Origin of the sequence: Bradyrhizobium sp. USDA 4541 (assembly GCF_024171085.1) — a bacterium.
GTDB classification, from domain to species: domain Bacteria; phylum Pseudomonadota; class Alphaproteobacteria; order Rhizobiales; family Xanthobacteraceae; genus Bradyrhizobium; species Bradyrhizobium australafricanum.
Genome location: NZ_JALJZF010000001.1, coordinates 214,834 through 240,832, shown reverse-complemented (window position 1 = coordinate 240,832; position 25,999 = coordinate 214,834). Strand labels below are relative to the sequence as shown.

Annotated in this window: 26 protein-coding genes, 1 tRNA gene and 3 pseudogenes; 17 read left to right on the top strand and 13 right to left on the bottom strand. The window is 65.1% G+C overall.

The window, feature by feature from the left end; genetic code table 11:
• Positions 1-50: 50 nt before the first annotated feature.
• The 4 genes and pseudogenes from J2R80_RS01160 to J2R80_RS01145 form a co-directional block, all read left to right on the top strand.
• Positions 51-1,289 (top strand): NADH:flavin oxidoreductase/NADH oxidase family protein, encoded by a 1,239-nt coding sequence (locus tag J2R80_RS01160; protein ID WP_253588163.1) that lies wholly within the window; start codon positions 51-53, stop codon positions 1,287-1,289.
• 153 nt (positions 1,290-1,442) lie between these two features.
• Positions 1,443-2,351 (top strand): acetoacetate decarboxylase family protein, encoded by a 909-nt coding sequence (locus J2R80_RS01155; RefSeq protein ID WP_076824978.1) that lies wholly within the window; start codon positions 1,443-1,445, stop codon positions 2,349-2,351.
• Positions 2,352-2,396: 45 nt separating this feature from the next.
• Positions 2,397-3,233 (top strand): alpha/beta fold hydrolase, encoded by an 837-nt coding sequence (locus J2R80_RS01150; RefSeq protein ID WP_076824979.1) that lies wholly within the window; start codon positions 2,397-2,399, stop codon positions 3,231-3,233.
• A gap of 64 nt (positions 3,234-3,297) precedes the next feature.
• Positions 3,298-3,867 (top strand): annotated as a pseudogene (locus tag J2R80_RS01145) (type 1 glutamine amidotransferase domain-containing protein); the annotation flags it as partial.
• Positions 3,868-4,175: 308 nt separating this feature from the next.
• Here the strand turns inward: J2R80_RS01145 and J2R80_RS01140 are convergent.
• Positions 4,176-4,260 (bottom strand) — tRNA-Leu (locus J2R80_RS01140).
• A 68-nt stretch (positions 4,261-4,328) separates the two neighbouring features.
• Here J2R80_RS01140 and J2R80_RS01135 point away from each other — a divergent pair.
• Both J2R80_RS01135 and J2R80_RS01130 read left to right on the top strand, forming a co-directional pair.
• Positions 4,329-4,673, top strand: coding sequence for a hypothetical protein (locus J2R80_RS01135; RefSeq protein WP_158074160.1), 345 nt, complete (start codon positions 4,329-4,331; stop codon positions 4,671-4,673).
• Positions 4,674-4,786: 113 nt separating this feature from the next.
• Positions 4,787-5,359, top strand: coding sequence for a disulfide bond formation protein B (locus tag J2R80_RS01130; RefSeq protein WP_076824981.1), 573 nt, complete (start codon positions 4,787-4,789; stop codon positions 5,357-5,359).
• A gap of 201 nt (positions 5,360-5,560) precedes the next feature.
• Here the strand turns inward: J2R80_RS01130 and J2R80_RS01125 are convergent.
• From J2R80_RS01125 to J2R80_RS01115, 3 genes and pseudogenes are all read right to left on the bottom strand, one after another.
• Positions 5,561-6,389: pseudogene (locus J2R80_RS01125) on the bottom strand (IS5 family transposase).
• A gap of 103 nt (positions 6,390-6,492) precedes the next feature.
• Positions 6,493-7,578: an AbrB family transcriptional regulator gene (locus tag J2R80_RS01120; RefSeq protein ID WP_141343460.1), complete on the bottom strand. Its 1,086-nt coding sequence runs from the start codon at positions 7,576-7,578 to the stop codon at positions 6,493-6,495.
• A 328-nt stretch (positions 7,579-7,906) separates the two neighbouring features.
• Complete coding sequence (locus J2R80_RS01115) at positions 7,907-8,188, bottom strand: PsiF family protein (protein WP_076824983.1); 282 nt, start codon at positions 8,186-8,188, stop codon at positions 7,907-7,909.
• Between the two features lie 208 nt (positions 8,189-8,396).
• On the opposite strand from J2R80_RS01115, the gene J2R80_RS01110 reads away from it, so the two are divergent.
• Complete coding sequence (locus J2R80_RS01110; protein WP_076824984.1) at positions 8,397-8,882, top strand: hypothetical protein; 486 nt, start codon at positions 8,397-8,399, stop codon at positions 8,880-8,882.
• Positions 8,883-8,963: 81 nt separating this feature from the next.
• Here the strand turns inward: J2R80_RS01110 and J2R80_RS01105 are convergent, their stop codons facing one another.
• Positions 8,964-9,521: a TetR/AcrR family transcriptional regulator gene (locus J2R80_RS01105; protein ID WP_028342569.1), complete on the bottom strand. Its 558-nt coding sequence runs from the start codon at positions 9,519-9,521 to the stop codon at positions 8,964-8,966.
• Between the two features lie 207 nt (positions 9,522-9,728).
• Between J2R80_RS01105 and J2R80_RS01100 the strand changes: the two genes are divergently transcribed.
• The 6 genes from J2R80_RS01100 (at position 9,729) to J2R80_RS01075 (ending at position 13,792) form a co-directional block, all read left to right on the top strand.
• Positions 9,729-10,163 (top strand): thioesterase family protein, encoded by a 435-nt coding sequence (locus J2R80_RS01100; protein WP_057016296.1) that lies wholly within the window; start codon positions 9,729-9,731, stop codon positions 10,161-10,163.
• 5 nt (positions 10,164-10,168) lie between these two features.
• Positions 10,169-10,615, top strand: coding sequence for a PaaI family thioesterase (locus tag J2R80_RS01095; RefSeq protein WP_076824994.1), 447 nt, complete (start codon positions 10,169-10,171; stop codon positions 10,613-10,615).
• A gap of 403 nt (positions 10,616-11,018) precedes the next feature.
• On the top strand, positions 11,019-11,405 hold the full coding sequence (locus J2R80_RS01090) for a CidA/LrgA family protein (RefSeq protein ID WP_057016185.1): 387 nt from the start codon (positions 11,019-11,021) through the stop codon (positions 11,403-11,405).
• Positions 11,402-12,124, top strand: coding sequence for an LrgB family protein (locus J2R80_RS01085; RefSeq protein ID WP_057016186.1), 723 nt, complete (start codon positions 11,402-11,404; stop codon positions 12,122-12,124). The genes J2R80_RS01090 and J2R80_RS01085 overlap by 4 nt, the downstream gene beginning before the upstream one ends.
• A 216-nt stretch (positions 12,125-12,340) precedes the next feature.
• The gene (locus J2R80_RS01080) at positions 12,341-13,078 is read left to right on the top strand and encodes a sulfite exporter TauE/SafE family protein (RefSeq protein ID WP_051003131.1); all 738 of its coding nucleotides are present in this window, start codon (positions 12,341-12,343) and stop codon (positions 13,076-13,078) included.
• Between the two features lie 36 nt (positions 13,079-13,114).
• Positions 13,115-13,792, top strand: coding sequence for a DsbA family protein (locus J2R80_RS01075; RefSeq protein ID WP_194295311.1), 678 nt, complete (start codon positions 13,115-13,117; stop codon positions 13,790-13,792).
• A 73-nt stretch (positions 13,793-13,865) separates the two neighbouring features.
• Here J2R80_RS01075 and J2R80_RS01070 read toward each other — a convergent pair whose 3' ends face one another.
• Positions 13,866-14,072: a hypothetical protein gene (locus J2R80_RS01070; RefSeq protein WP_016841536.1), complete on the bottom strand. Its 207-nt coding sequence runs from the start codon at positions 14,070-14,072 to the stop codon at positions 13,866-13,868.
• A 63-nt stretch (positions 14,073-14,135) separates the two neighbouring features.
• A complete protein-coding gene (locus tag J2R80_RS01065) occupies positions 14,136-15,023 on the bottom strand; it encodes a LysR family transcriptional regulator (RefSeq protein ID WP_076824997.1) in 888 nt (295 codons plus the stop codon).
• 120 nt (positions 15,024-15,143) lie between these two features.
• On the opposite strand from J2R80_RS01065, the gene J2R80_RS01060 reads away from it, so the two are divergent.
• Both J2R80_RS01060 and J2R80_RS01055 read left to right on the top strand, forming a co-directional pair.
• Positions 15,144-15,884 (top strand): SDR family oxidoreductase, encoded by a 741-nt coding sequence (locus J2R80_RS01060; RefSeq protein WP_076824999.1) that lies wholly within the window; start codon positions 15,144-15,146, stop codon positions 15,882-15,884.
• 56 nt (positions 15,885-15,940) lie between these two features.
• Positions 15,941-16,842: pseudogene (locus J2R80_RS01055) on the top strand (SDR family oxidoreductase).
• 114 nt (positions 16,843-16,956) lie between these two features.
• Here J2R80_RS01055 and J2R80_RS01050 read toward each other — a convergent pair.
• The 3 genes from J2R80_RS01050 to J2R80_RS01040 all read right to left on the bottom strand — a co-directional run bounded on the left by J2R80_RS01050 (position 16,957) and on the right by J2R80_RS01040 (position 20,693).
• Positions 16,957-18,039 (bottom strand): phospholipase, encoded by a 1,083-nt coding sequence (locus J2R80_RS01050; protein ID WP_076825001.1) that lies wholly within the window; start codon positions 18,037-18,039, stop codon positions 16,957-16,959.
• A 23-nt stretch (positions 18,040-18,062) separates the two neighbouring features.
• Entirely contained in the window at positions 18,063-19,034 is a 972-nt protein-coding gene (locus tag J2R80_RS01045; protein WP_057016190.1) for a S1C family serine protease, read from the bottom strand.
• Positions 19,035-19,178: 144 nt separating this feature from the next.
• Positions 19,179-20,693 (bottom strand): AMP-binding protein, encoded by a 1,515-nt coding sequence (locus J2R80_RS01040; RefSeq protein WP_076825041.1) that lies wholly within the window; start codon positions 20,691-20,693, stop codon positions 19,179-19,181.
• A 321-nt stretch (positions 20,694-21,014) separates the two neighbouring features.
• On the opposite strand from J2R80_RS01040, the gene J2R80_RS01035 reads away from it, so the two are divergent.
• A complete protein-coding gene (locus J2R80_RS01035) occupies positions 21,015-21,335 on the top strand; it encodes a PilZ domain-containing protein (protein WP_076825009.1) in 321 nt (106 codons plus the stop codon).
• Between the two features lie 113 nt (positions 21,336-21,448).
• Here the strand turns inward: J2R80_RS01035 and J2R80_RS01030 are convergent, their stop codons facing one another.
• The 3 genes from J2R80_RS01030 to J2R80_RS01020 all read right to left on the bottom strand — a co-directional run bounded on the left by J2R80_RS01030 (position 21,449) and on the right by J2R80_RS01020 (position 24,251).
• The gene (locus tag J2R80_RS01030; protein ID WP_141341976.1) at positions 21,449-21,724 is read right to left on the bottom strand and encodes a hypothetical protein; all 276 of its coding nucleotides are present in this window, start codon (positions 21,722-21,724) and stop codon (positions 21,449-21,451) included.
• Between the two features lie 484 nt (positions 21,725-22,208).
• The gene (locus J2R80_RS01025) at positions 22,209-23,237 is read right to left on the bottom strand and encodes a peptidoglycan -binding protein (RefSeq protein WP_057016193.1); all 1,029 of its coding nucleotides are present in this window, start codon (positions 23,235-23,237) and stop codon (positions 22,209-22,211) included.
• Positions 23,238-23,264: 27 nt separating this feature from the next.
• Positions 23,265-24,251, bottom strand: a complete 987-nt coding sequence (locus J2R80_RS01020; RefSeq protein ID WP_057016194.1) for a hypothetical protein — start codon at positions 24,249-24,251, stop codon at positions 23,265-23,267.
• Positions 24,252-24,792: 541 nt separating this feature from the next.
• On the opposite strand from J2R80_RS01020, the gene J2R80_RS01015 reads away from it, so the two are divergent.
• Positions 24,793-25,998 carry an efflux RND transporter periplasmic adaptor subunit gene (locus J2R80_RS01015; protein WP_141341973.1) on the top strand — a complete coding sequence of 402 codons (1,206 nt, stop codon included), beginning with the start codon at positions 24,793-24,795 and terminating at the stop codon, positions 25,996-25,998.
• Position 25,999: the final 1 nt, after the last annotated feature.

The following is a 25,999-nucleotide window of genomic DNA, read 5'->3' as shown; positions in this document are numbered from 1 at the left end:
AACTTAACTCAAAGGTTATGGTCTGTCTAACTTTCTGCTGGAGATCCATAATGTCGCTGTTTTCCCCACTGGCGCTGCCTAGTGGCGCCGTGATCCCGAACCGCGTCGCCAAGGCGGCGATGGAAGAGAACATGGCCGATGCCGATCATGCGCCATCGGCCGAACTGATCCGCCTGTACCAGGCCTGGGCCGCGGGCGGGTCGGGCCTGATCATCACCGGCAATGTGATGGTCGATGCGCGCGCGATGACCGGTCCGGCCGGGGTCGTGCTGGAGGACGATCGCTTCCTCGATCGCTTCAAGACGTGGGCGAACACCGCACGCTCGGGCGGCGGCCAGGTCTGGATGCAGATCAATCATCCCGGCCGCCAGATGCCGGCGGGACTCGGACAGGAGACGTTGGCGCCATCCGCGATTCCGCTCGACCTTGGCGCGCAGTCCAAGGTCTTCCCGATGCCGCGTGCGATGACAGCGGCCGACATTGCCGAGGTGGAACGCCGCTTCGTGGCCACCGCAGCCCTCGCGGAACGCGCGGGCTTCACCGGTGTCGAGATCCACGCGGCGCATGGCTATTTGCTGAGCCAGTTCCTGTCGCCGCTCGCGAACCACCGCACGGATCAATGGGGCGGCAATCTGGAGAATCGCGCACGCTTGCTGCTCGATATCGTGCGCGGCGTGCGGGCGACGGTGTCGTCTGGCTTTGCGGTGTCGGTCAAGTTGAATTCGGCCGACTTCCAACGCGGTGGCTTCTCGCCGGAGGATGCTCAGGCCGTGGTTGCGATGCTTGCGCCGCTCGGCGTCGATCTCGTGGAGCTATCGGGCGGCAGCTACGAGGCGCCTGCCATGATAGGCTCGGCGCGCGACGAACGCACACTGGCGCGCGAAGCCTATTTTCTCGAATTCGCGCGCGAGATCGCCGCGGTCGCAACGATGCCGTTGATGGTCACGGGCGGCATCCGGCGCCGTGAAGTGGCGGAAAACGTGATCAAGAGTGGGGTGGCCATGGCAGGAATCGCGACCGCACTCGCGATCGAGCCGAACCTGCCGCACAACTGGCGGCTCGGCAAATCGGACGCTCCAAAGCTCAAGCCGATCACCTGGAAGAACAAGCCGGTCGCGTCTTCGGCGTATATGGCCGCCGTCCGCTACCAGTTAGTCCGCCTTAGCCGAAACCGGCGCAGCGCGCCTAACGTATCGCCGGTCTGGGCGTTGCTTACCTCGCAGATGCAGGCAAAGCGCAGCGCGCGCCAATATCGCCGCTGGGTGACGGAACGAAAGGCGGCGGCTTGATGGCAGATCGCCGGGATCGCAACCAGCGGAGGGAACCGCAATTAATGCTTGAGCTTAAACTGGACTTCAACGTTACCATCCCGTCCGCTGGCGGGACGAGCGGCATACCATGGGCCGTCCGCCGGCCTCGCTTATCGACGAAAGTCATCGTTCATGGCTAAAGACCTAACGGAAGTCGAGTTCGCCGGTCACAAGGTCATGGTGCCGAAAGGCGGCTACTATGACCGCTTTCGCTCCAATCCCGAGCTCGACGAGGTGGCAAAAGATCCAACCGCCGGCAATATCGATTTCTTCCGGCGCATCCCGAAAGTGATGGTTCCGTCGCGGATCGGCCCGACGTGGGCGCCCAACTTCTACTACCGCACCAGCAACGTGCAGGCTTTGATGCTCGCGCCGCTCAAGAAGCTGCGTTCGATGTTGCCGTCGCCGCTTGAGCCGCTGCATGCGCTGCCCGGATACGGACTCGTAGCGCTCACTTTCTTCTCCTACGCGGTCTGTGACAACGATCCTTATAACGAGGTATCGGTCGCCATCGTCATCCGCCGGCCAGGCGCGCGTGGACCACACGTGCTGGAACTGCTCGACTCGATACGGCGGCAGAGCTTCTTCGCGCATGTGCTGGCGTTGCCGGTAGATACCGAGATCGCCCGCGTGCGCGGAGTCTATGGCTATCAACTACCGAAATGGCTGACCGATATAAGGCTTGATGTCTCGTCGAACGGCATCACGGCCAGCATCGCAGCGACCGACGGAAAATCGGACGTGACGTTGACCGCACCACTGCCGACGCTTCGCCGGATAACATCGCAGTCGCGCCTCTCAACTAACACGTCGATCGGGCTGGTGGATGGCGAGTGGCGGCAGACACAGTTTGTTACCAACCCTATCGAACTCGCACAGACGCTGTTTCCGCGCGATGTTAAACTGTCGCGCGCCGGCGGTCCGATCAGCCAGTTGCTGAACGGGTTAGGCGTGGGCACCATCTTGCGGTTCGATGTCGTCAAAGACGCGCAGATGGTCTTGTACCTGCCGCGTTCATTGAACGCTCTGCCCGCGATTTGAAAGCGACATCACCGGATTGGGCCTGTCAACAAAGGAGAAGTCGTCATGGCATTTGTTAAAACAAAGGACGGGACCGACATCTTTTACAAGGATTGGGGGCCAAAGGACGCGCAGCCTATCCATTTCCACCACGGCTGGCCGCTCAGCGCCGACGACTGGGACAACCAGATGCTGTTCTTTCTCAAGCAGGGTTTTCGCGTCGTCGCGCACGACCGGCGCGGCCATGGACGGTCAAGCCAGGTCAGCGAAGGCCACGACATGGACCACTATGCCGCCGATGCGTCGGCGGTCGCCGAGCATCTTGATCTTCGAAACGCCATCCATATCGGCCACTCGACAGGTGGCGGGCAGGTTGCGCGCTATGTTGCGCAGCATGGCCAACCACAAGGGCGCGTCGCCAAGGCGGTGCTGGTCAGCTCAGTGCCACCCCTGATGGTCAAAACCGACGCGAATCCCGAGGGGACGCCAATCGCCGTGTTCGATGGTTTCCGCGCGGCGCTTGCCGCCAACCGCGCTCAGTTCTTCCTCGATGTGCCCGCCGGTCCCTTCTACGGATATAACCGGCCGGGCGCCAAGCCCTCGCAGGGGGGCATCGAGAACTGGTGGCGGCAAGGCATGATGGGAAGCGCGAAGGCTCACTACGAAGGCATCAAGGCGTTCTCGGAAACCGACCAGACCGCGGATTTGAAGGCGATCACCGTCCCGACTCTCGTGATGCAGGGCGACGACGACCAGGTGGTCCCCTACAAGGCGGCAGCGCTCATGCAGGACAAGCTGCTGCAAAACAGCAAATTGATCATTTATCCCGGTTTCTCGCACGGGATGCTCACGGTCAACGCAGATGTGATCAACGCCGATCTTCTCGCGTTCATCCGTGGATGAATGACGCGCGCCGGACTATCTCCGGCGCGCTCCTTTCTTCGGGCTTTTCGAAGGTATTGCAACAATGAGTAGGCGTGTTCTCCATGTCGTCAGCAACGTCGCCTACTATGACGATCGGTCGCACCCGACCGGGTTGTGGCTGTCCGAACTGACGCACGCCTTCGATGTCTTCGCGGAAAAAGGTTACGAACAGAGGATCGTGAGCCCGAAGGGCGGATCGTCTCCGCTCGAACCTCGCGCGCTCAAATGGCCGCTCCTGGACGCCTCGGCAAAGGCGTGGCTGGCGAACAAGAGCCGCATGGCGCTTCTGTCGGCGACGGCGCGGCCTGATGAGATCGACCCAGCGGATTACGATGTGATCTATTTCACCGGCGGTCACGCAGTCATGTGGGATTTTCCGGACAGCGAAGGGCTGCAAGAGATCACTCGCGTCATCTGGGAGCGTGGCGGCATCGTCTCCGCCGTCTGCCACGGCTATTGCGGCCTGCTCAACACAAAACTCTCGGATGGCAAGCTGCTGGTCGCCGGCAAGCGCATCACCGGTTTTTCGTGGCGCGAAGAAGTGCTGGCCGGAGTTGCGAAATACATGCCCTATAATGCTGAGGCCGAGATGAAGCGGCGCGGAGCGCGCTACCACGCGTCCCCGCCGAATTTCGGGCGGGCAGCTCGGCAGTCAACGTCAGTCCTGATCTGCTTTGGATTTGCGTGCGCGCCGTCGCTCTTGCGGGCCATCTGCTCAATTTCCTAGTTTGGAATAACGGAAGTCGCCGTGAACGTCTGTTCTCCCGATACCAACAGAAATACCAACAAATCGAACGGCTGGGATCGGATGAGAACAAACGGTGACGATCACCGAGTTATGCAGAAGTGCCTATTTTTCAAGGGTTTGAAGCGCCGCGCGGACGGCTGCGAACGCTTGCGAATGGATGCGAACAGCCCAGTTGGTGCCCCTGGCCGGAATCGAACCAGCACTCCTTGCGGAACTCGATTTTGAGTCGAGCGCGTCTACCAGTTCCGCCACAGGGGCATTCGCAACGGTCCCGGCCGGGAAGGCCGGGGTCGCGAAGCGCGGCGGACTATAGCGGGCGGCCCGTCATGGTCAACCCGCACGGGCGGGATGTCCCGCGCCCCGGCAGCGGAATTTCCGGTGGGCGTGACCCCGAGGACGACGCAAGGCCGTTGCCGTCCGTATGGCAGTCACGGAAGAGTTTGCCCGGCGGCGGCAGCCGCTGCCACCGTCCCCAAGCCTGGCCGCGGCTGCGGCAACCTACTTCGAGACGGAGGCGCGAGCGTAACGGTATTGTCCGGTTCGTCGATCTCGATGACGTACATGAACGCAGGCTGCTCAATCCGAGCCTTTTCTTTTCCGATGAGCTGCAGGCGGCGATGACCCAGTGGGGCCTGCGCGTTCCCATGCATCACCGACTGAACGCGATCTGACCGCGGCGGACGGTGGCCGTCACGGTCAACCCGCGCGGATGTGATTGTCCCGCGCCTCGACAGCGGTATTTTCACGCGATACGACCGCAATCGACGACCTTGGAGCAGGGCCCATGACCCTCCCGAACGATGCTCGCAGGAGGACCGACGTGACGATTGCCACCGCCCATCCGTCGCATGCTTCCGCCGCCGGCAATCCGGCGCTGACCTCGGCGCTGGCGATTGCCGTGATCGCGGCGGCGACCCTGGCCGGCGCCTGGTTCTTCCAGCTCGTGCTGGAGATCATGCCCTGTCCGCTCTGCCTCGAGCAGCGCTATGCCTATTACCTCGCGGTGCCGCTCGGCGCCGTGGTGGCGCTCGCGGCCGCCCGCGACGCGCCGCGTCCGGTGCTGCTCGCGGGCCTTGTGATCCTCGGCCTCGCCGCGCTCGCCAATGCCGGGCTCGGCACCTATCACGCCGGTGTCGAATGGGGGTTCTGGCCGGGGCCGACCGATTGCACCGGCCCGATGGTGGATTTCGGCAAGGCCGGCTCGCTGCTGGACCAGCTCGACAAGGTCAAGGTGGTGCGCTGCGACGAGGTGCAGTGGCGCTTCCTCGGCATTTCGCTCGCCGGCTACAACGCGCTGATCTCGCTCGTGATGGCCGCGATCGCCGGTTGGGGCGTGATGAAGGCCGCGAGGGCCTGAGGTCGGGCCGTACGGTTTTCCCGTTATCCGTCATGCCCGCGCAAAGGCTTCGCCTTTGCCGCTGGAGGAGGCCGCGAAGCGGCCCTCTCGAAGCATGGACGGGCACCAGCCGGGCCGTTCATCCTTCGAGACGCGCGGAGCCTGTCATCGGGCCGCGCTTCGCGCGGACCCGGTGGCGCTCCTCAGAGTCTGACTCATAAATCACCCAACCTTAGCTGCAGCCGCGAGTCTGCGGGTCAGGAGCCTGATGTGTGCAATCAGCAGCCAGGCAGCTTCGGTTGCCACCGTCGCCTCGAAGTCCTTGGCGAGGCGGCGGCATCTGCCGAACCAAGCGAATGTGCGTTCAACCACCCACCGCCTCGGCAGAAGCTGGAAGCCTTTGACGCCTTGAGGCCGCTCGACGATCTCGACAGTCCATGGACCGCAGTCTGAGAGCGCGTCGAGGAGTTGATTTCCGCGGTAGATCCGGTCGGCAAAGACGTGGCGCAGCCGGGGGAAGTTCATCCGCACGTTCTTCAGCAGCGGTACGGCGCCATGGCAGTCCTGAACGTTGGCCGGATGAACATGAACCCCAAGGAGGAGGCCATTGGTATCCGTCACGATGTGCCGCTTGCGGCCGTAGATGCGCTTGCCTGCATCGTAGCCGCGCGGTCCGCCAGCTTGCGTGGTTGGCGCACTTTGACTGTCGATCACGGCTGCCGTCGGCTTCGGTGTCCGTCCAAGCTTTTTTCGCGCCCGTCGGACAAGCACGCTGACAATCCTCTGCCACCGGCCTGCATCTATAAAAATAGCCCTGCACCGTCGAATAGGGCGGGAACTCCTGCGGCAACGCCCGCCACTGGCAGCCGGTCGAAACGATATAGAGGATCGCTTCGATCACACGACGCAGCTCCGTCTTACGCGGCCGGCCGCGCCGGTTCGCTCGCGGCAACAGGCGTCTGATCACCGCCCACTCCGCATCGGTCATATCGCTTGCATAACGCAGATCGTCCCGCCGATATTGCTCCCGAGTGATCTTGGTCCAGGGCATCGTGCTCTCCCTCGAATCTTTGCAAATCCGATGGAATCACACCCCACTGAGATCACTCACCCATTTTTCAGTCAGGCTCTCAGGATGACGGGACAAAGGGGGCCTAATCGTCGACGTCGTCCTGCGGCCGGCCGAACAGATGGATGATGCCCGGCGTCGAGATGGTGACGAACAGGAAGCGCGACAGATGATGCGCGCCGACGAAGATCGGGTCGATGTGCAGCGTCAACGCCAGCGCCAGCATCGCGTCCATCGCGCCCGGCGCGAAGGCGACCACGACGTCCGCGAGCCGCACATGGGTGGTGAAGCCGATCACCGCGACGAACACGGCCGAGATCAGGATGGCAATCGCAAACGAGCCGAGCCCGGCATTGACGTGACTGAGCAGCGTCGAGGTCTTCATCCGCGCGAAGCGGGTGCCGATGATGGCGCCGATGCCGACCAGCGCGACGTTGCGGAGCCAGGGCGGCAGGCCGCCATCGACCAGCCCGGAGCCGTGCAGCAGGCTGGAGGCGAGCATCGCGCCGAACATCCAGCTGGCGGGGAATTTGATCCAGCGCAGCAGCAGCGAGACGCCGATCGATAAGGCGACCAGCGCGACGAGGCCGAACGGCGAGGCGACTGAGGTTGGCAATGGCGGCGGCGCTGCATGCGTCACCCCGGTCAGCGCCAGCACCAGCGGCAGCGCCGCGGTCAAGATGATCACGCGCATGGTCTGCACCACCGCGATCGCCGCGACGTCGGCGCCCTTTTCCGCGGCGAGGATCGTGATCTGCGACAGCGCGCCCGGGCTGCCGGCAAGGAAAGCCGAGGTCTGGTCCCAGCCATGGATGCGTTGCAGATAGAGGCTCGAGCCGAAGGTCGAGCAGAACGTCGCCAGGGCCAGCAGGCCGATGGTGAGCGGATAGGAGCTCATGTGCTGCAGCAATTGCTGCGACATCAGCGAGCCGAGGGAGATGCCGAGCAACAGCAGCACCGATTGCGTCAGCACCGCCGGCACCGCGAGCGGCCGTCCGGCCAATGCGGCGATCCCGACCGCGACCATCGCCCCCGAGATCAGGCCGCCCGGCAATTCTGCCCACAGAAACAGCAAGCCGCCGACGGTGCCGATGACGAGGGTCTCGAGCCCGTTCAGGACTTTGCTGCGGTCGGGAATGGCCGTTGCCATCGAAGCGCGGATCAGGGTCACGCCGCCTTATGGCAAATTCGCGTGAACGCGACAAATGCATCTCGCGATTGCAGCATTGCGCCGCGGCTCGCCCGGCGCACGGATTTTTCACCCTTCGAAACGCGCCGGGGATTGCGATCAGTGTCGCCACAAACTCGTCATGACCGGGCAGAAGCGCGAAGCGCGTGTTCGCGCAGGTGTCCCGGCCATCCACGTCTTTTCCACGTGCCAGCCAACACCCATGATGCCCGGCATAAGGCCGGGCATCACGGGTTCGTCGAGCGATCGAGCGCATTTGCGATTGCCCTCCCCGATGGGGAGAGCGAATCGCATCAAGCCTGTCCGGACGTTACTTCGTCGCCGCGGGCGCAGCGGCGGCGCCGTCCGACTTCTCCTTCTTGCACTCGGAGCGGAATTTCTTGCGCTCCTTGCCGTGCAGCCCCTTGGCGTCGGCTTCCTTCGAGCATTCCAGCGACTGGGCGGTGCGCGGCTTCTTCTCGGCCGGCGCCTTGGTCTCGGCCTTCGGAGCGGCGTCCTTGGCGGCGGGCGCGGCCGTTTGCGCGAAAGCTCCGCCCATCAGCAGCAGGGAGGCCAGGGCGGTTGCGGACGCGAGCGTGGAAATCGTCTTCATGGGGCACCTCGTGAGGTAAAGAGGGCCGAAACGTCGCGCGACGATGCTGAACCGTGGATGAACATGCAGCGGTCCCGCCGCCACAATATTTTAACGCACAGGCGCGCTGGCGCGTTGTCGCAAGTCGGGGTTGAGCTAGGATAATGGTCTTACGCCAATGCTCCCCACGGGAAACCAACGGGAAACCAGGGATGACGGGAGACCAGGGATGACCATTCAGACCAGATTGTTGTGCGTGCTTGCGGTGTCGGGCTTTGCAGCCTTTGCGGCGAGCGCGCCGGCGCAGGCCCTGACCGCGCAGGAATGCAGCGCCAAGTACCAGGCGGCCAAGTCGGCCGGCACCCTCGGCGGCCAGAAGTGGAATGATTTCCGCAAGGCGCAGTGCGGAGCCGACGCGACCCCGGCTGCGGCGCCCGCCGCTCCGCCGCCGGCAGCCGCCGCGCCCGCTCCGGCCGCGCCGAAGGAAGCCAAGCAGGCGCCCGCCGCGGCACCGGCGGCGCCGGCAGGACCCGCCGTATTTCCGAACGCCATCGATCCCAAATACGCCAAGGAGTCCGAAGGCAAGGGACGCATGCACACCTGCGTCGACCAGTACAACGCCAACAAGGCCACCGGCGGCAATGGCGGCCTGAAGTGGATCCAGAAGGGCGGCGGCTATTACAGCGAATGCAACAAGCGCCTGAAGGGCGCCTGAGCGAGCCGACCGAGTTTGGCGAGCGGCCGGCGTAAGCCGGCCGCTTTCCGTTTACACCGGCTCTATTGGCTGCAACTCTCTCTACGGGTTTTCCGTCAGCAGCTTGTCCGCCGACTGCGCCAGCAATTGCGCGCGCTTGCGCGGGCCGCGCTCGAGAAACAGCAGGCTCTGGCCGAAGATGAAGCAGTAGAACAGGAAGGCCTGCGCATCGGCCTCTTCAGTCGGCAGCCCGGTGGCGCGATAGAGCTGGGCGACATTCTTCAGCCGCGCGGCATCGACGCTCGCGGCGGCGGCGGCAGCGGCCTCATCGGTGCGCGCCCATTGCCGGATCGCGAGCTCGACCGCCATCGCCTCGGTGTTCATGCGCTCCGAATACAGCGTGATGATCGCCTTCAGCCGCTCGCGCGCGCTGGCGCCGTCGAGCGCGGTGTGCTTCTCGATCGATGCGATGCGGCCGTCGCGCCAGCGCGTCAGCATGGCCTCGAGCAGCGCGGCGCGATCCCTGAAGCGGCGGTAGAAGCCGCCCTTGGTGACGCCGAGATTCTTCGCCAGTACCTCGACCCGCACGCCGTCGACGCCGCTATGCGCGAGTTCGGCGAAGCCGGCCGCGACCCAGACGTCGCCTTTGCTTTCAGTCATGCGATCTCCGCGCATCCATAATGCGCGATGGGATCGTCATCGCGCATTAATCGCTTGTTTGTGCATGATCTCCGCGCAAACGCGTTGCGTTTGTCGCGAGGGAAAACCGCTTCGCACTTTTCCGGATCATGCTTTGATACGGTACCGTATTGCTAGCCTGCTTCGTCCCTGATACGCTACCGTATCAAAAATCGAAGGAGGGATCCGATGGAGGGCGAGGCGACCTATCGCGGCACGGTCTATCCCTGGCACTGCGACCATATCGGCCACATGAACGTCATGTGGTATGTCGGCAAATTCGACGAGGCGAGCTGGAACATGTTCGCGCGGCTCGGCCTGACGCCGAGCTATCTGCGCGAGTCCGGCCGCGGCATGGCCGCCGTGCAGCAGAACATCTCCTACAAGCGCGAGCTGCTCGCCGGCGACCTCGTCGAGGTCAAGAGCCGGCTGGTCGAGTTCCGCGACAAGTCGATCCGTATCCTGCACGAGATGCGCAATGCGGAGACCGGCGAGATCGCAGCGACCTGCGAGATCGCGGCCGTGCATATCGACCGTGCCGCGCGCAGATCGACGCCGTTTGCGCCGGCGATCCGCTACGCGGCGATGCCGCATCTTGTGCCGTCCGAGCCCGCAATCGCGTAACCGCCATGCCCCGCTTCGAGCCGAAGAATCCCGATTACCGTGCGGTCGCGACCGATACATTCGCACGCCAGCGCGCGATGCAGACGCTTGGTATCTCAATCGCGCGGATGGAGCCCGGCGAGGTCGATCTCGCGATGCCCTACGCGCCGGAATTCTGCCAGCAGAACGGCTTCGTGCATGCCGGAATCATCACCGCGGGCCTCGACAATGCCTGCGGCATCGCCGCCTTCACGCTGATGCCCGAAGGCTCCGACATCCTCACCGTGGAGTTCAAGACCAACCTGCTGGCGCCGGCGCGCGGCGAGCGGTTCGTGTTCCGCGGCGTCGTGGTCAAGCCCGGCCGCACGCTGACCGTCTGCGACGGCCGCGCCTATGCGATCCAGGACGGCGCCGAGACGTTGGTCGCGACCATGAGCGGCACGCTGATGGCGCTGGCACGGCGGGAGTCGTAGAAGGCTAACTCTCTCCCCGTCACCCTGAGGTGCGAGCCTTGCGGCGCAAGGCACACACCTCGGGAGGACGGAGCTGGTCGAAGCGCGTGTTGCTTTCGCAGGGACGACGATTGTGGATGCAGGCCGCGCCACACACCCCGTGTCGTCCTGGCGAAAGCCAGGACCCAATACCCCGAATCTCAATTGTTGCGCTGGCTGGGGCCACGATCCCGGTCATCACCGAGCGCGGTGGTTATGGGTCCCTGCTTTCGCAGGGACGACAAGCGGGGATGACGGTCTGAGAAAGTGTGACGGATTTGAAGGCGGCGGCGCCCAAGATCTGCGCATGCATCCAAGACCCACGCATTGACAAGGTCCCGCCACACCGACCTGATAGGCGGATGTCTCGCGTGAGCTTCCTGCCATGATCGCCAGCCTCAGCCTGATCCTGCTCTGCCAGCTGGTCGGCGAGGTCGCCGTGCGCGCGCTGGCGGTACCGGTGCCGGGCCCGGTGGTTGGCCTCGTGCTGCTGCTGTTGCTGCTGTTGGCGCGCGACCGCTTTCCGGCGCTGGCGCGCGGGCCGCTCGGCGATGACGGCGTCGAGAGCGCGAGCCGCGGCATGCTTGCCAATCTCTCGCTGCTGTTCATTCCGGCCGGCGTCGGCGTGGTGCAGAAGCTCGATCTGCTCGCCGAGCACGGTATCGCGGTCCTAGTGATCCTCGCGGTGTCCGTCATCGTCACCCTGCTGGCGACGGTTGCGACCTTCGTTGCGGCGAGCAGCCTGCTTTCGAGCGAGGAGGAGAGGCCGTGAACGACAATTCGTTCTCGCTCTGGGTCTATCTCTCGCAGTCGCCGCTGCTCTGGCTGACGGTGACGCTGTTGACCTATGCGGCGGCCGACGCGGTGTCGCTGAAGACGAGGCGGCACCCGCTCGCCAATCCCGTGCTGCATTCGGTGTGGATCATCGGCGTATTCCTGCTGCTGACCGGGACCTCCTACACCACCTATTTTGCCGGTGCGCAGTTCGTGCACTTCCTGCTCGGGCCGGCGACGGTGGCGCTCGCGGTGCCGCTCTACGAGAATCGCCGGCGGGTCGCGGCGGCGATCCTGCCGATGCTGGTTGCGCTCGCGATCGGCTCGCTGACGGCGATCGTCTCGGTGGTGCTGCTGGCGCAGGCGTTCGGGCTGCCGCGCGACGTCATCCTGTCGCTGGCGCCGAAATCGGTCACCGCCGGCGTCGCGATGGGCATCAGCGAATCCCTGCATGCCGATCCCTCGCTGACCGCGGTGTCGGTGATCCTCACCGGCATCATGGGGGCGATCATCGTCACGCCCCTGATGAACTTCACCGGCATCACGGACTTCCGTGCCCGTGGCTTTGCGGCGGGCATCGCCGCCCATGGCATCGGCACCGCGCGCGCCTTCCAAGTCGACGAGGTCGCCGGCGTCTTCGCCGGGATCGCGATGAGCCTGAATGCGCTGGTCACCTCGCTGCTGGTGCCGCTGGCTGTGACATATCTGCTGCGCTGAGCGTGATCCGGAAAAGTGGGAACCGGTTTTCCCTCGCGACAAACGCAACGCGTTTGCGTGGAGATCATGCTGATATAGAGAGTTCGGCTGCAGGGCAGTTTTGTGCTATTGGTATGGCGTTGAGCAGCAAATCCTTCTAGGGTCGCCGGCTCAAACGCGAGTCTGTTCCCCTTGGTCTTCTCCGCAACTCAAAGCGTGCTTGGGCTGGCATCGGGCATGCTGGTCGGTTTTTCGCTGGGCCTGGTCGGCGGCGGCGGCTCGATCCTTGCCGTGCCGTTGATGGTCTACGTGGTCGGCGTGCCGGAGCCGCATGTCGCGATCGGCACCTCGGCGATCGCGGTCGCCGCCAACGCCGCGGTCAATCTCTCCAACCACGCCCGCGGCGGCACCGTGATCTGGTCCTGCGCGCTGGTGTTCGCGCTGTCGGGCATGCTGGGCGCATTCGGCGGCTCCATCCTCGGCAAGATGCTGGAGGGGCAGAAGCTGCTCGCGCTGTTCTCGCTGGTGATGCTGGTCATCGCGGGCCTGATGCTGAAGAACCGCGCGCGGGTCGGGCTGACCGACGTCAAGATCTCGATGTCCAACATGCCCGCGATCATCGGCCTCGGACTTGCCACCGGAACCATGTCCGGCTTCTTCGGCATCGGCGGCGGCTTCCTGATCGTGCCGGCGCTGATGCTGGCGACCGGGATGCCGATCATGAACGCGGTCAGTTCCTCGCTGGTGGCCGTCACCGCGTTCGGCATGACCACGGCCCTGAGCTATGCGTGGTCCGGGCTGGTGTCGTGGGGCCTGGCGGGGCTATTCGTCGCCGGCGGCATCGCGGGCGGCCTGCTCGGCACAAGCAGCGCCCGCCACCTGTCGGAACGGCGCGGCGCGCTTAATATCGTGTTTGCGACTGTGATTATCGTGGTGGCGATCTATATGCTGCTGCGTAACATCAATGTGTCCTGAACGAAGAAGGGCGCAGAGCTCTTGCGAAAGCCAGCCATGAACCAAATGACGAAATCGCCCCTGATCAACGCCGGTGCCACCCGCCGCGGCGCGCTCGGCCTGTTCGGTGCCGGCATCGCGCTCATGGCCGCGGGCGCCGCACGCGCCGAGGACGACAATGTCCTGACCGAGGAGCAGGTGCTGCGCGATCCGGATATTCCTGACATCGGCAACCCCAAGGGCGACATCACCATCGTCGAATGGTTCGACTACAACTGCCCCTATTGCCGCAAGCTCGCGCCGGAGCTGCGCCAGGTGGTGCAGGACGACGGCAAGGTCCGCCTCGTGCTGAAGGATTGGCCGATCCTCGGACCGGTCTCCAAGGTCGCGGCGCGGATGGCGCTGGCGGCGAAGTACCAGAACAAGTTCGACGTCGCGCATGAGGCGATGATCTCGGTCAATTCGCGCATCACCGAGCCGCGCATCGCCGAATTGCTCTCGGGCGCCGGCCTCGACATGGACCGCCTGAAGAAGGATCACGACGCCAACGCCAAGGCGATCGATGCGATCCTTTCCCGCAACAACGAGCAGGCGCTGGCGTTCGGCTTCAACGGCACGCCGTCATTCATCGTCGGCAAGTACCGCGTACCAGGCGTGCTCAGCATGGATCAGTTCGAGCAGGTGATCGCCGACGCCCGCAAGGCCAATATGGGTCGCAAGACCGAGCAGAATTGATCGCGCTTCCTGCAACGAAAATGGCCTCTCCGGCGAGAGGCCATTTGCTTTTGTGTCGGCTTGAAAACAATCGTTACTTCGCCGCGATCTTGTCCCACTGCTCGCGGGTGCGCGTCTTCAGCAGGTTCCAGTCATGCGCTGCGACGTCCCAATTGACGATGGTGCGCGTGTCCTGCGCCACCTCGCCATTGGCGACGCTCGATGTCCGCATGGAATCGTAGACGTAGACGCCGCATATCAGCAGCAGCGCGCCCAAAATCATGCCGAAAAAGGTCCGCATCGCTCAATCCCTCCGGTGTCGGAAGCATAACGTCGCCGGGCTCGCTGTGGTTCCGGCGATCGATCAACTGCGCGCGAACGCCCGCATCACGTAATCGATGAACACGCGCACGCGCGGCGAGAGCTGGCGGTTGCGCGGATAGAGCAGGTTTACCGGCACCGATGGCGGCGGGCATTGCTGCAGCACCGGGATCAGCGTGCCGTTTGTCAGATCGGCTTCGGCGTGGAAGCGCGGCACCTGCACGAGGCCGAGGCCGAGTTTGGCGCTCGCCAGGTAACTCTCGGGGCCGGTCACCGACATCGGCGCCGGCAGCGGAAACTGCTTCAGCGCGCCGTCGATCACGAACTCGATCGGCCGCAGGCGTCCGGTCGTCAGCGAGCGGATGCCGATCATGCGATGGCCATCGAGTGCGAACGGGTCGACCGGTGTGCCGAAACGCGCAAGGTAATCCGGCGTCGCGCAAGTCAGCCGCTCCAGCATCGTGACCTGCCGCGCGATCATGTCGCTGTCGGGCAGCTTGCCGAAGCGCAGCACGCAGTCGACGCCTTCGCGGATCAGATCGACCCAGCGGTCGCTCTCGCTCATGTTGATCTCGATATCAGGATATTCGGCGAGGAAGCCCGGCAGGTTCGGCAGCAGGAAGTGCCGCGCCAGTGTGCCCTGCACCTCGAGCCGCAGCAGCCCCTTCGGCCGCGCGCCGCCGAACGCGCCCTCGGCGTCTTCGAGGTCCGCGATCAGCGACAGGCAGCGGCGGTAGTGCGCCTCGCCATCGAGCGTCGGGCGGACCGTGCGCGTGGTGCGCTCGAGCAGCCGCACGCCGAGCCGCGCCTCCAGCCCCTTCACCGCGTCCGTCACCGTCGAGCGCGGCAGCCCCAGATCCTCGGCGGCGAGCGAAAAGCTGCGCCGCTCGACCACCCGGGTGAACACGCGCATCGCGTCGAAACGGTCCATCTATTATCCGGTATTAACGAATAGTGATGTCGGATCATGTACGATTATCCGGCAGGTGCCAAGACATAGTGTCCTCCCAACGAACGCGGCGCGGCCGCACAACCTGATGGGAGACTGAAAATGACCAACCAAACCAACAAGGTAGCTCTGGTGACGGGTGCCTCGCGCGGGATCGGCGCGGCGGTGGCCGAACGCCTCGCCAAGGACGGCTTCACCGTCGTCGTCAACTACTCCGGCGACGCCAAGTCCGCCCAGGCGGTGGCCGACAGGATCGAGGCCGCCGGCGGCCGGGCACTGACCGCGAAGGCCGATGTCAGCGATGCCCACGCGGTGCGCGGCATGTTCGACGCGGCGGAAGCCGCCTTCGGCGGCGTCGACGTGCTGGTCAACAATGCCGGCATCATGAAGCTCGGCAAGATCGCCGACAGCGACGATGCCGCGTTCGACCAGCAGGTCGCGGTCAATTTGAAGGGCAGCTTCAACACCATGCGCGAGGCGGCGCGCCGCCTGCGCAACGGCGGACGCATCGTCAACTTCTCAACCAGCGTCGTCGGCACCAAGCTCGAGACCTACGGCATCTATGTCGCGACCAAGGCCGCGATCGAGTCGTTGACGGCGATCCTGTCCAAGGAGTTGCGCGGCCGCGGCATCACGGTGAATGCGGTCGCGCCCGGGCCGACCGCGACCGACCTGTTCCTGCACGGCAAGTCGGACGAATTGATCGACCGCTTCGCCAAGATGGTGCCGCTGGAGCGGCTCGGCACGCCCGATGACATCGCCAATGTCGTGTCGTTCCTCGCCGGCCCCGACGGCTCCTGGATCAACGGCCAGGCGCTCCGCGCCAATGGCGGCCTGGTCTGACGCCCGCACATCTCCAACCCAACTCGCATTCAACCGACTTCACAAGGATACGTGTCATGAAACAGGTCATCGTCATCACCGGCGCTTCGAGCGGCTTCGGCCGCCTCACCGCCAACGCGCTCGCCAGGGCCGGCCACACCGTCTATGCCTCGATGCGCCACACCACCGGCCGCAACGCCTCCGCGGTCGCCGATATCGAGGAGTTCGCGCGCGACAACAAGGTCGACCTGCGCGCGCTCGAGCTCGATGTCGGCTCGCAGGCGTCGGTCGATGCGGCGATTGCGCAGATCGTCGCCGAGGAAGGCCGCCTCGACGTCGTGATGCACAATGCCGGCCACATGGTGTTCGGCCCGGCGGAGGCGTTCACGCCCGAGCAGCTTGCCGAGCTCTACGACGTCAACGTGCTGTCGACACAGCGCGTCAATCGCGCGGCGCTGCCGCAACTGCGCAAACAGGGCAGGGGACTCGTGGTCTGGGTGTCGAGCAGCTCTTCGGCCGGCGGCACACGCCGCCCTATCTCGCGCCGTATTTCGCGGCCAAGGCCGGCATGGATGCGATGGCCGTGATCTATGCCCGGGAGCTTACGCGCTGGGGCATCGAGACCTCGATCATCGTGCCCGGCGCCTTCACCGGCGGCACCAACCACTTTGCGCATTCCGGCCGTCCCGCCGACGAGGCCCGCGTCGCCGAATATGAGGCTGGTCCCTATGCCGGCTTCGGCGAGGAGATCATGAAGGCGTTCGCGGCGATCGTGCCCGAGGATGCCGACGCCTCGTCGGTCGCCGACGCGATCGTCAAGGTCGTCGATACGACGTTCGGCAAGCGGCCGTTCCGCGTCCACATCGATCCGACGCAGGACGGCGCCGAAGTCGCATTCGGCGTGATCGACCGCGTCCGCAACGAGATGCTGCACCGGGTCGGCTTCTCCGACCTGCTCAAGCCGCGAGTGAACGGGTAATCTTCTCCCCGCAACGTCATTGCGAGGAGCGACAGCGACGAAGCAATCCATCTGCCCGCGTGCTCGGTGACAATAGATTGCTTCGCTTGGCTCGCAATGACGGGATACGATCCCTCAGGTGCTGTCGGCTCGCTCACCATTCATCCACTGCATGATCTCCGCATTGATCTCGCGCGGATAGGTGTGGCTGAGATCGTCGATCTCGCGATAGGTCACCCTCGCGCCGGCGGCCGACAGCAGGCCTTGGGTCTGCCGCGCGGTCTGCACCGGGAACATCCAGTCGAGCCGGCCGTGGGTGATGAAGATCGGCAAGCCGCGCAGCCGTTCCGCGTCGGCGATCTCCGCCATCAGCGGATGGAAGGTCGCGGCAACGGGCGCCAGATGCGTGAAGCGCGAGGCGCCGTCGAGCCCGCTCACATAGCTGAAGGTGCCGCCGTCGCTCATGCCGGTGAGCAGCGTGCGCGTCTCGTCGACCGTCCAGTGCGCGCGCACCTGGTCGATGATGCGGTTCAGGTTCGGCGTGTCGGTGTCCTCGCCCATCAGCGCCCAGGTCTGGCCGGTCGCGGTCGGCGCCACCAGGATGGCGCCGCGGCTGCGCGCATCGCGCAGCCAGCTCCACAGGAAGCCGCGGCCATTGCCGCTGCCGCCATGCAGCGCCATCACCAGCGGCCAGGCGCGGTCGGGCGTGTAATACTCCGGCACGTACATCGAGAAGCCGCCGCGGCTGCCCGGCTCGTTGCGCTCGTGGAAGATTCCGGTGTCGGCGTTGGGCTTGGCCGCGAGCTTCGCCTGCAGCTCGGTATCCTCGCGCAGATCGGGCGCGATGAAGAAGCCGCTGACCGGCGGCAACTCGGTCAAGGGATAGAGCGCCTCCTGCGCCCGCGGCAGATAGCGCAGCGCGCGGAATACGTTGACCAGATCGCCTTCGCCGTTCTGCACAGCGCGCAGCCCTGCGTAGCCGGCGAGCGCCGGTTCGATCGCGGCTTCCAGCGCGGTCTTGATGTGCGCGAATCTCTCCGGCCAGTCGGCGAGCCGCGGCCGCACCGCCTGCAAGGCCTCCTCCGGCTCGCCCGCAATCTGCATCACGCGATCGAAGTCCGGCGGATTGAGGTTGCGCGCGACGAAGGACAGCGATTCCAGCGTCTGCAACAGCGGCGGCAGCACGGCCACGATGTCGTCAACCACCGCCTCGCTCATCGCCGCTGCTTCTTCCCTTTGCCTCAATGAAGCCGCGGCGCCTTCAACAGCTTTATGCGGTCGATCGAGGTCAGCGTGACGTCGAAGGTGACGCCCTCGTGATAGATGGTCAGCGGCACGTCGACGCCGGCCGCGCCGAGCGACCAGAGCTTGCGGTAGAAGCCGGCCTGGCTCGTCACCTTGTCGCCGTCGACCGCGAGGATCACGTCGCCGGTCTTCAGTTCGGCGCGCGCCGCCGGTCCCTTGCTGGCGACGCCGACCACCACGAGGCGGTTGTCGATCTCGGTCGTGAACATGCCGAGCCACGGCCGCGCCGGCTTGTCGACCCGGCCGAACTTGCGCAAATCGTCCAGCACCGGATTGAGCAGATCGATCGGCACGATCATGTTGACATGCTCGGCGTGGCCCGAGCGCTCGCGTTCGAGCTGCAGCGAGCCGATGCCGATCAGCTCGCCGGCATTGTTGATCAGCCCGGTGCCGCCCCAGTTCGGATGCGACGGAGAAGTGAAGATCGCCTCGTCCAGCAGATACTCCCAGTAGCCGGCGAATTCCTGCTTCGCCGCGATCTGGCTTGCGACCGAGCGCGTGCGGCCGCCGGCGCCGCCGAGCACCACATTGTCGCCGACCTGCGTCGCCGCGGACGAGCCGATCCGCAGCGGCTCGAGATCGACCCGGCCGAGCGCCTGCACCAGGCCGAAGCCGGATTCGAAATCGAAGCCGAGCGCGTGGCCCTCGACCGCGCGGCCGTCGCCGAGATGCAGCCACACCGTGGCGGCTTCAGTGATCAGATAGCCGATCGTCAGCACCAGCCCGTCGTCGATCAGGACGCCATTGCCGGCGCGCTCGGTGCCGAGCGTCTCGGCGCTGAAAGCATCCGGCGGAATGATCGAGTGCAGCCCGACCACACTCATCAGCGCGCGATCGAGATCGTAGCGGTAATCTTCGGGGCGAGGCTGAAAGGCCGCGGGCACTTTCCATTCGGTCGTGGAGGGCATCAAGGGATCTCCTGGCGTGCAGGGCGCTGGAACCTCAAGGTAGACCGAGGTTCTGCCGGCAGGGAAGATGGAATGATATACCTTGCAGGGCAGCCTGCACAGCTCATGTGGCGTGCAGACCTGCCCCTCGCAAGATAATTGAACCTATTCGGTTTTTGCCGCACGCGCCGGCATGATGCGGAAGGCGCGGTTGTCCTTGATCCACGCGGCGCGCTCGTCGCGCAGCATGGTGCGGCGAACCTTTCCGGAATCGTCGCGCGGCGCGGTGCCGACGCGCTCGAAACTTTCCGGATGCTTGTAGCGGCTGAGCCGGTCCTTCAGGAAATCGCCCATGCCGTCGGCGATCGCTTGCGCATCGGCGCTGTCGGCGAGCTCGAGGATTGCATGCACGCGCTGGCCGAATTCCGGATCGGGCAGTCCGACCACGACGCAGGAGCGCACCTCGGGATGCTCGCTGACCGCGGCCTCGACCTCGGCCGGATAGATGTTGGCGCCGCCGCGCAGAACCATGTCGGCGAGCCGGTCGCCGAGATAGAGATAGCCTTCTTCATCGAGTCGGCCGATGTCGCCGAGCGACTCCCAGCCATCCGGCCGCCGCTTCGGCGTTGCGCCGAGATAGTGATAGGTCGAGCCGGCGCCGTCATTGGGCAGGAAATAGATTTCGCCGGTCTCGCCGGGCGCGACGTCGTTGCCGTCCTCGCCGATGATGCGCAGTTTCGCGGTCTCGCCGATCTTGCCGACCGAGCCCTTGTGCGCCATCCATTCGGTGCCTGAGATCACGCAGGCGCCCTGCCGCTCGGTGCCGCCATAGAGCTCCCAGATCCGCTCGGGGCCGAGCCATTCGATCCATTTCTCCTTCAGCCAGGGCGGCATCGGCGCTGCCATGTGAAACACGATGTTCAGGCTGGAGACGTCGTAGCGGTTGCGCACCTCCTCGGGCAGCGCCCAGATCCGGTGCATCATGGTCGGCACGAAGTTCACCCATTGCACGCGCTCGCGCTCGATCAGCCGCAGCGTCTCCTCGGCGTCGAACTTCACCATGCCGGTGACCCTTCCGCCCCCGAACAGCGCAAAGTGCGAGAGGATGAATGGCGCATTGTGATACAGTGGCCCCGGATTGAGCAGCGAGGTGTCGCGCGCAATGCCGAGCGTCGCCTCGGCCGTGGTCTCGATCACCGCGGGGTTGTGATCGAGGATCACCTTCGGCCGCCCGGTCGAGCCGCCGCTCGTCATCGCCTTCCAGTAGCGCGCGACCGGCGCATCGAGCGGCTCCTCGGAGAATCCGTCCGGCACGAAATTCACCGGCAGCGAATTCGGCGCATTCCAGTCGGCCTCGCCGCCGACCACCAGCGACGGTTTCAGAATCTCGAGCACGGCAGCGGCCTCGCCGCGCGGCAGCCGCCATGACAGCGAGGTCGGCGTCGCGCCGCACTTCCACACCGCGAAGGTCGTCTCGAAGAACGCGTTGCTGTTGGGCAGCCCGATCGCGACGAAGTCGCCGGGCTTGACGCCCTTGGCGGCGAAGGCGCGCGCCCGTGCATTGGCGCGGCGCTCGAGCTCGAGCCAGGTCAGCGCATCCGCGCCATGACTGATGGCGATCGCATCCGTGGGCTTGCGTTCGGCATACCAGCGCGGCACGTCGGCGAGGGGGATCAGCATGGTCGTTTCCGTCGGAAAAGGCGGCTTGAAGCGCTCTTGTTGCAGGGATGTGGCCAAGGCCACGGCCGCCACTTCACCAAGAGTGCAGTCTCCGTGTCAAGCCGATGGCTGCCGACGCGGCCGGTATCCCGCTGATGGAATTGCAGAATCCCTGTTCGCTAAAAGCCCCGTCAAGATTCCGGTAAAGTTCAAGCGATCGCGCTAAGCCAGGCTTTACGGGGGGCCGGCATTGTGGCCGTTGCGGTTCTGTGCCGGGCGCGTCGAGCGACGTGCACGGCGTGCAATGTCTTTCAATGACCAATGGCTTCAAGGACGGCGACGATGGCGAGCAATGGAGCACGGACCAAGGTCAGTCGCGAGCCGCGGCGCCAGCTCAACAATCGTGCGGCCTGGATCACGGTCGACAACGGCGCGACCGAGAGCGAATGCGCCGTGGTCGACATTTCGCCGGGCGGCGCCAAGATCACCACCGAGGTCGAGTTCGAGGTGAATGACCGCCTCGCGCTGACGCTACTCGCTGATCATGCCAAGCGCTATCCGTGCGAGGTGGTCTGGCGTCGCGGCAAGACCTACGGGCTCAAATTCGTGACGGCCGAAGCCGAGCCGGTTGAACCGGCCGCGGAGCCGGCCGGCGCGACCTAGCGCGGCGTTCATCAATCAATGATCGAATGGACGTTCGGCGCAGGCCATCGCCGATCACATCGGCCGCGCGTTCAATTGTTCACGCAGGACTTCCCGCGCAAGCGTCGCTCGCGTCATCGCCGCTGCGGATTGTCGGCATTGCCGGTGGTGGTGCCCGTCGGGCCTCCCGGAAGCGCCGGTGCGGCGCTGCCGCCGCCGGTGCCCGAAGACGGTGCGACGCGCTGGCCGGACTGGGTCGGGAGCGCAGTGCCGCCGACGCCGTTCGACGGTGCGGCGCGGTCGCCAGGCCTCGGCGGCAGCGGGGTGCCGCCGGTGTTCTGCGCGAGAAGCGGGGCCGGTGCGAGGATGAGGCCGGCGGCGACGACGATGGCAAATTTGGTCTTGAACATGTGCTGGTCCGAGATGGCGCGGTGAGGCTTGAGCGACAGGCACAGCCGCGACGGAGACGAGACATCCGCCAAGCCCGCGAGATTGCGATACCAACATAACGTCCGCCGCATTTGATGCGTTCCCGGAAGCCTCGCCAGGACGAAGCAAATATCCGTGTAATGAACGGTCTCCACCGATCGCGGCGACGCCTCGCCGGTGTTGCGGATCTTTCGACATGAAGTTTGGACATTCATGTCGCGAGAATGCGGACGTGTGACTCACTGACCTTGCCACACACTCAATGTCGTCATGGCGAAAGCCAGGACCCATTACCCCAAATCTCAATTGTTGCGCGACGCTGGGGCCACGATCCCGTCCAGGATCAAGTGGGATGGTTATAGGTCCTGGCTTTCGCCAGGACGACGAACGGATAGCGCCGTGTGCCCGTCCTCACGGGTTCACGCAAACACGGCAATGACGACTGGTTGGCCAGGCGCCGTCGTCCTAGCGTTCTGTCAGCTTCAGCTCGATGCGGCGGTTGCGCTTGTAGGCCTCTTCGGTCTGCGCGGTGTCGAGCGGCTGGAATTCGGCAAAGCCGGCGGCGACCAGGCGCTGCGCCGGCACGCCGAGCGAGACCAGGTACTGCACCACCGAGATCGCGCGCGCCGAGGACAGCTCCCAGTTGGACTTGAACAGCGGGCTGTTGATCGGCCGCACGTCGGTGTGGCCGTCGACGCGCAGCACCCAGGCGATCTCGGGCGGAATCTGCTTGTCGAGATCGATCAGCGCGCTCGCGACAGTTTCGAGTTCGGTCTTGCCCTCGGGCAGCAGCGTCGCCTGGCCGGTGTCGAAGAACACTTCCGACTGGAACACGAAGCGGTCGCCGACGACGCGGATATCGGGACGGTTGCCGAGGATCGCACGCAGCCGGCCGAAGAATTCCGAGCGGTATTTCGACAGTTCCTGCACCCGCTGCGCCAGCGCGACATTGAGGCGCTGGCCGAGATCGGCGATGCGGTTCTGCGATTCCTTGTCGCGTTTCTCGGAGGCGTCGAGCGCCTCCTCGAGCGCGGCGAGCTGGCGGCGCAGCGCGCTGATCTGCTGGTTCAGCAACTCGATCTGCGCAAGTGCGCGCGACGATACGGCCTTCTCGGACTCCAGCGCCTTGTTGAGTTCGTTGGCGCGGCCCTGCGCGTCGCTGCCGGAACTCGCGAGCCCCTCATAGAGTCCCTTCATGCGGTCGCGCTCGCCTTCGGCGGAAGCGAGCCCGGCGCGCAGCTGCGCCACCTGGTCGTCGAGCGTCAGCTTGGAGAGCTTCTCCAGCGACAGCAGGTCGTTGAGCTGGGCGATCTTGGCGGTGAGCTGTTCCAGCGCCTTGTCCTTGCCGGTGACCTCCTGCGACAGGAAGAACTGCACGACGAGGAATACCGACAGCAGGAACACGATCGACAGCACCAGCGTCGACAATGCGTCGACAAAGCCGGGCCAGTAGTTGAAGCCGGATTCGCTGCGGCGCGAGCGGGCGAGGGCCATGGGTGTCTCCTTGGGCTTGCTCCCCGGCTAGCTTTTCTCGGGCTGGCGGGCGAGGCGTTCGAGCAGCCGCTTGATCTCGCGGTTCTGCTCGCCCTGGCCGTCGGCCCATTCCCGGATCATCTGCTGCTCGGTGCGCATATGCGCAACCAGTCCCTGGATCGCCTCGGCAAGATTGGCCATCGCGGCCGTGGTGCTGCGGCCGCCGCCGCCTTCCTCGAGCGCGGTGCGGAGCCGATCGATCGCGCCCTGCATGTCGCCGGAGACGCCGGCTTCATCGCCGGAAATGCCGCGCACGGTGCCGGCGAGCCAGTCCTCGAGGTCGGTGTAGAAGCGGTTCTGGGCCTGGCTCGACTGCAGGTCGAGGAAGCCGAGGATCAGCGAGCCGGCGAGGCCGAACAGCGAGGACGAGAACGAGATGCCCATGCCGCCGAGCGGCGCGGCGAGGCCCTCCTTCAGCGTATCGAACAGCGCGCCGGAGTCGCCGCCGACCTTGAGCCCGTCGATCACCTTGCCGACCGAGCCCACCGTCTCGATCAGGCCCCAGAAGGTGCCGAGCAGGCCGAGGAACACCAACAGGCCGGTCATGTAGCGCGAGATGTCGCGGGCTTCATCGAGGCGAGTTGCGATCGAATCGAGCAGATGTCGCATGGTCTGCTGCGAGATCGACATCCGCCCCGAGCGTTCGCCGCCGAGGATCGCGGCCATCGGGGCAAGCAGCGTCGGGCGGCGCTCGATCGCAAGGCCGGGATCGGCGATGCGGAAATTGTTGACCCAGGCGACCTCGGGATAGAGCCGGATCACCTGGCGGAACGCCAGGATGATGCCGATCAGCAGCACCGCCCCGATCAGGGCGTTCAGCCCCGGATTGGCAAAGAAGGCGGTGACGATCTGCTTGTACAGCACGACCCCGACCAGGCCGCAGAGCACCAGGAACACCAGCATCCGCACCAGGAAGATACGAGGCGAGGACAGCTTGCTCAATTCGATCTCCATGTCGGAGCGGGAAGGAGGCATTGCCGGGTCATCCGTTCGCGAAGGCCGCATCTGCGAGCAATATGGCACAGCGGCGGAGTGAGGAAAGCCGATTCCAGGGGCAGCAAACAGGACCTTGAGTTGGAATCTCGTGGGCCGTTGCCGCTTTGCACGGCTTTCCGACCGCTCGGCGCATCACCATCCGCTGAACTGCACACCCCACCCGCAGATCGCGAAATGAGGTCGGCTTGCACGCGTCATTCGGTGAGGCGAACGCGACGATGGTGATTCGGTCCGATTGTCTCGATGTTGCAAGGTGCGGCATTCCGCGCAGGCAAAATGGCGGGGTTCCCGCTCACGCAGACCTTAATGCATTCCCACAGCCTGCGATGGAACCCGCTCACAATGCGGTGACAAGACAAAAGATGCCGCGAAATCAGAGTGATAGCATTCTGTGACATTGAGCCGCCCAAAAACGCATTGCGTCGCAGCAAGCAGATTTTATTTTCATCGCAGCAACGCGAGCGGTGTCGCCGTGACACCGCCGTTCGTTTGTTCAAACCTTTCAGGGGCGATTATCTCAATGTCTGGACTTCGCGCGCAATCGGCATGCATTGCTCTGATGCTGGCCGTGACGGCGCCACTGCTTGCAGGCTGCGACGAGCCGAACACCGCAACCGCCGCCGTGCAAGCACCCGAGCCGGACGTCAGTGTCGTCACCGTGAAGCCGCAGGCGCGCGCGATGCTGCGCGAGCTGCCGGGCCGCATCGCGCCGACCCGTGTTTCCGAGGTACGCCCGCGCGTCTCGGGCATCGTGGTCAACCGCATGTTCCATCAGGGCAGCGAGGTGAAGGTCGGCGATCCCCTGTACCAGATCGATCCGCGCCCGTTCGAAGTCGAATTGCAGTCGACCGAGGCGGCGCTGGCGCGCGCCAAGGCCGTGCTCGAACAGGCCGCGCTGCAGGCCCGCCGTATCGCCACCTTGACCAGCCAGCGCGCGGCGCCGGAAGCCGAGAACGAAAAGGCGATCGCGACGCTGAAGCAGGCCGAAGCCGACGTGCAGGGTCGCGAGGCCGAAGTCGCGCGAGCCAAGCTCAATCTGGATTATGCGACGATCCGCGCGCCGATCGACGGCACCATCGGCGCGGCGCTGGTCAGCGAGGGCGCGCTCGTCGTGCAGAACGACGCCGCGAGCCTTGCGACCATCCAGCAGCTCGATCCGATCTACGCCGACTTCCAGCAGTCCGTGACCGAGATGAACCAGCTCCGCCGCGCCTTCGAGAGCGGCGATCTCGACCGCATCGCGCCCGACGCGATGAAGGTGCGCCTCGTGCTCGACGACGGCTCGATCTACCCGCTGCCGGGCAAGCTGCTGTTCTCCGACGCCAAGGTCGACGCCTATACCGGGCAGGTGACGTTGCGCGGCGAGTTCCCGAACCCGCATCGCATCCTGCTGCCGGGCATGTATGTGCGCGTGCTGATCGAGCAGGGCATCGACAGCGATGCGATTGCCGTGCCGCAGCAGGCGATCCAGCGCAATGGCGGCGGCGGCAGCGAGGTGTTCGTCGTCAAGGCCGACAATCACGTCGCGGTGCAGCCGGTGCGCACCGGCTCGCTGCAGGGTGGTTCCTGGTTCGTGACTGACGGCCTGAAGGCCGGCGACAAGGTCGTCGTCGAGGGGTTCCAGAAATTCGCCGCCGGCGACAAAGTCCGGCCGCAAGCCTGGCGCGAGGTCGACGCAGCTGCAGCACCGACGGATCCGCACCAGACCGCGCACGCAGTGCGGTGAT

Excerpts from the sequence above, each read along its gene's own strand:
- J2R80_RS01160 (WP_253588163.1), top strand. The coding sequence starts at position 51 with ATGTCGCTGTTTTCCCCACTGGCGCTGCCTAGTGGCGCCGTGATCCCG.
- J2R80_RS01155 (WP_076824978.1), top strand. The coding sequence starts at position 1,443 with ATGGCTAAAGACCTAACGGAAGTCGAGTTCGCCGGTCACAAGGTCATG.
- J2R80_RS01150 (WP_076824979.1), top strand. The coding sequence starts at position 2,397 with ATGGCATTTGTTAAAACAAAGGACGGGACCGACATCTTTTACAAGGAT.
- J2R80_RS01135 (WP_158074160.1), top strand. The coding sequence starts at position 4,329 with ATGGTCAACCCGCACGGGCGGGATGTCCCGCGCCCCGGCAGCGGAATT.
- J2R80_RS01130 (WP_076824981.1), top strand. The coding sequence starts at position 4,787 with ATGACCCTCCCGAACGATGCTCGCAGGAGGACCGACGTGACGATTGCC.
- J2R80_RS01115 (WP_076824983.1), bottom strand. The coding sequence starts at position 8,188 with ATGAAGACGATTTCCACGCTCGCGTCCGCAACCGCCCTGGCCTCCCTG.
- J2R80_RS01110 (WP_076824984.1), top strand. The coding sequence starts at position 8,397 with ATGACCATTCAGACCAGATTGTTGTGCGTGCTTGCGGTGTCGGGCTTT.
- J2R80_RS01105 (WP_028342569.1), bottom strand. The coding sequence starts at position 9,521 with ATGACTGAAAGCAAAGGCGACGTCTGGGTCGCGGCCGGCTTCGCCGAA.
- J2R80_RS01100 (WP_057016296.1), top strand. The coding sequence starts at position 9,729 with ATGGAGGGCGAGGCGACCTATCGCGGCACGGTCTATCCCTGGCACTGC.
- J2R80_RS01095 (WP_076824994.1), top strand. The coding sequence starts at position 10,169 with ATGCCCCGCTTCGAGCCGAAGAATCCCGATTACCGTGCGGTCGCGACC.
- J2R80_RS01090 (WP_057016185.1), top strand. The coding sequence starts at position 11,019 with ATGATCGCCAGCCTCAGCCTGATCCTGCTCTGCCAGCTGGTCGGCGAG.
- J2R80_RS01080 (WP_051003131.1), top strand. The coding sequence starts at position 12,341 with ATGCTGGTCGGTTTTTCGCTGGGCCTGGTCGGCGGCGGCGGCTCGATC.
- J2R80_RS01075 (WP_194295311.1), top strand. The coding sequence starts at position 13,115 with ATGAACCAAATGACGAAATCGCCCCTGATCAACGCCGGTGCCACCCGC.
- J2R80_RS01070 (WP_016841536.1), bottom strand. The coding sequence starts at position 14,072 with ATGCGGACCTTTTTCGGCATGATTTTGGGCGCGCTGCTGCTGATATGC.
- J2R80_RS01065 (WP_076824997.1), bottom strand. The coding sequence starts at position 15,023 with ATGGACCGTTTCGACGCGATGCGCGTGTTCACCCGGGTGGTCGAGCGG.
- J2R80_RS01060 (WP_076824999.1), top strand. The coding sequence starts at position 15,144 with ATGACCAACCAAACCAACAAGGTAGCTCTGGTGACGGGTGCCTCGCGC.
- J2R80_RS01050 (WP_076825001.1), bottom strand. The coding sequence starts at position 18,039 with ATGAGCGAGGCGGTGGTTGACGACATCGTGGCCGTGCTGCCGCCGCTG.
- J2R80_RS01045 (WP_057016190.1), bottom strand. The coding sequence starts at position 19,034 with ATGCCCTCCACGACCGAATGGAAAGTGCCCGCGGCCTTTCAGCCTCGC.
- J2R80_RS01040 (WP_076825041.1), bottom strand. The coding sequence starts at position 20,693 with ATGCTGATCCCCCTCGCCGACGTGCCGCGCTGGTATGCCGAACGCAAG.
- J2R80_RS01035 (WP_076825009.1), top strand. The coding sequence starts at position 21,015 with ATGGCGAGCAATGGAGCACGGACCAAGGTCAGTCGCGAGCCGCGGCGC.
- J2R80_RS01030 (WP_141341976.1), bottom strand. The coding sequence starts at position 21,724 with ATGTTCAAGACCAAATTTGCCATCGTCGTCGCCGCCGGCCTCATCCTC.
- J2R80_RS01025 (WP_057016193.1), bottom strand. The coding sequence starts at position 23,237 with ATGGCCCTCGCCCGCTCGCGCCGCAGCGAATCCGGCTTCAACTACTGG.
- J2R80_RS01020 (WP_057016194.1), bottom strand. The coding sequence starts at position 24,251 with ATGCCTCCTTCCCGCTCCGACATGGAGATCGAATTGAGCAAGCTGTCC.
- J2R80_RS01015 (WP_141341973.1), top strand. The coding sequence starts at position 24,793 with ATGTCTGGACTTCGCGCGCAATCGGCATGCATTGCTCTGATGCTGGCC.